Genomic DNA, 2372 nt, shown 5'->3' with positions numbered 1-2372 from the left:
AAGAACGCTGTATAAACTCCAAGCATTAAACTCGGATAGTCAACGGGGCCTCGAGCCCGAATAGCAAGGCAGAGTCAGCTTATTATGAATATGAAAAATAATCAAAATGAAATTAACGTCGGTGTCGATACAGGTAAAACACAACTCGATATTTATATCAGGCCTTTAGACATTTACTTTACTGTAGAAAACAACCAAAGTGGCATTAAACACGCCATTCAAATCTTAAAAAAACACCCCGTAACGCGTGTCACTATTGAGGCGACTGGACGCCTTGAACAGCCTTTTATCATAGCTTGCGCTGAGGCGAATATTCCCTTCGTTGTTGCTAATCCCGTGAACATAAAACGCTTCGCAGGCGCTATCGGCCAAAAAGCAAAAACGGATAAACTTGATGCACAACTTATTGCTCACTTTGGTGAAGCGATCAAACCGCCTTTATCAACTTTAAAGCCAGAGCAAATGCGCTTGATGAGCGATTTATTATCGAGAAGACGCCAGTTAATGGATATGCAAACGATGGAGAAAAATCGCTCTCAAATAATGCCTAAAACACTATCGTCACTCATAAAACCTATCTTAACTGCACTAAAAAACCAAATAGATAAAGTCGATTTAAAACTTCAAAAACTGATTGAAGAATGTGACGAATACAAAGCAAAAAATGCCATTATCCAAAGTGTGCCAGGTGTTGGTAATGTGGTCGCATTTAACTTGCTTAGTGATATGCCTGAGTTAGGTTATGTGAACAACAAAGAGGCCGCTTCTTTAGTGGGTGTAGCCCCATTTAATCGTGAAAGTGGCGTGTATCAAGGTAAGCGAATGATACGTGGCGGCCGACCTAAAATAAGAACTGCCATGTATATGGCGATGATGTCAGCCATTCAGTGCAACGCTAAAATTAAAGACCTTTATCAACGCATGGTTAAAGCAGGAAAGCCTAAAAAAGTAGCCATTATTGCGTGCATACGGAAGCTGGTAGTGATCATAAATTCTATGGTGAGGGATGGTGTCATGTGGGATCCTAAAATGGTTTAAAATTAGGATTTGACACCATAGTCACTTGTTAGGCATACATTAGCCGTGATGTCGACGAATATGCTTAACTAATCCTGAGTTATCAAATTCTAAAGAGACAATATTGATTTTATTGTACTCAATTGTTTTGTCTAAATGAGCTGGTTTTACTTTGCCTGATTCATTCATTTTTACAAACACAACATTTGCACCAACCATGATCTCAATAATTTCGATATTACTGTAAACTACTTTATCTTTGAGTTTACTTACAATATCTTCACGAAGTTTCGTTTTACTTGTATAAGTAAACTTAAATTTAACGTGCTCGTCAACAAAGTCATCAGAGAGTAAAGAAATATAATTATCAATTTCTTTTATTGTTGAATTGGGCTGTTGGCGTGCATTTTTAGCTGAGACAAACGCTTTGGCTTTTTCAATTAATTGCGCAGAAGTAAAAGCTGCTTTGACGTTGCTTGAGAGAGAAAGCAATAAGCAGATTAAAACGAAAGTTAAGTTTTTCACCGTACTATCCTTGTATACCTAACGCCCGCCTAACACGCAATGTGTTGGCGTGGCTTTTTGCGTCGTTTGCCAAAACCATGACAACTTAACATTGTCGGAGTTTAGGCGCTTGTTAGCCACTTTATCTAATTTGAGAGACAATATTTTCCAAGATCTTTTTAATCGCATTATCTCTCGCCACTAAACCGTTACATTCATCCATTCCTTTAGGGCACGTTGGTATTTCAGCAGCTCTTGCTGAATATTGCTTGCCATCTATGCTTCCCTCAAAAGTACCTATTAGCATGTTTTGTCGTTCGGGATTTTCTTCAGGTGTATACATAGTAAACCTGTCCGTAGCCTCATTACATTCAAAGGCTGACCAAATTGGGCCTCTATAGATGTTACCTTCACGAAGTTGATATTGCATGTTGTTATAGATAACGAAGGTATCGATCACTAAATCTTGAGTTTCGGGGAAATTCTTTGAAATTTGTGATTTTAAGAATTCAACCTTATTCGGTATTGTCCACTCATCACCAAGCCGTTGAATTCCATAGTCACAATTAGTGATTATGTACGAAAGCATTTCAGTTTCTTTTTGATTCTGAGACCGATTATCAGTAACAACTAATTTTGCGTTCGTAGTAGGTTGGATATCAAGTTTTGTCGGTTGAAAACTTACACATCCAGTTGTGGCAAACGTTATAGCTAATAAAAAAATATATTTGTGCAAACTTCAAAACTCCATTTGGGTGGCTAACGCCAAGCTTACCGGCGGAATAAACTGGCAATTTTTTTGCGTATTTTTGCAAAAACAAAGTGCCAGTTTATGGAGTCCGGTAGAGCGC

At 38.2% G+C, this 2372-nt stretch carries 3 protein-coding genes; 1 reads left to right on the top strand and 2 read right to left on the bottom strand.

Annotated elements, in window-relative coordinates:
• Positions 1-84 precede the first annotated feature (84 nt).
• Complete coding sequence (locus tag ACFI34_RS18675; protein ID WP_462674583.1) at positions 85-1038, top strand: IS110 family RNA-guided transposase; 954 nt, start codon at positions 85-87, stop codon at positions 1036-1038.
• A gap of 39 nt (positions 1039-1077) precedes the next feature.
• Here ACFI34_RS18675 and ACFI34_RS18670 read toward each other — a convergent pair whose 3' ends face one another.
• Both ACFI34_RS18670 and ACFI34_RS18665 read right to left on the bottom strand, forming a co-directional pair.
• Positions 1078-1542 (bottom strand): nuclear transport factor 2 family protein, encoded by a 465-nt coding sequence (locus ACFI34_RS18670; RefSeq protein WP_462674582.1) that lies wholly within the window; start codon positions 1540-1542, stop codon positions 1078-1080.
• 121 nt (positions 1543-1663) lie between these two features.
• On the bottom strand, positions 1664-2257 hold the full coding sequence (locus ACFI34_RS18665) for a hypothetical protein (RefSeq protein WP_462674581.1): 594 nt from the start codon (positions 2255-2257) through the stop codon (positions 1664-1666).
• Positions 2258-2372: the final 115 nt, after the last annotated feature.

The sequence above is a fragment of the Pseudoalteromonas sp. PSi26 genome, assembly GCF_054960575.1.
Note: the sequence above shows the minus strand (reverse complement) of the source record. Positions and strands in the feature narration are given on the sequence as shown.

Excerpts from the sequence above, each read along its gene's own strand:
- ACFI34_RS18675 (WP_462674583.1), top strand. The coding sequence starts at position 85 with ATGAATATGAAAAATAATCAAAATGAAATTAACGTCGGTGTCGATACA.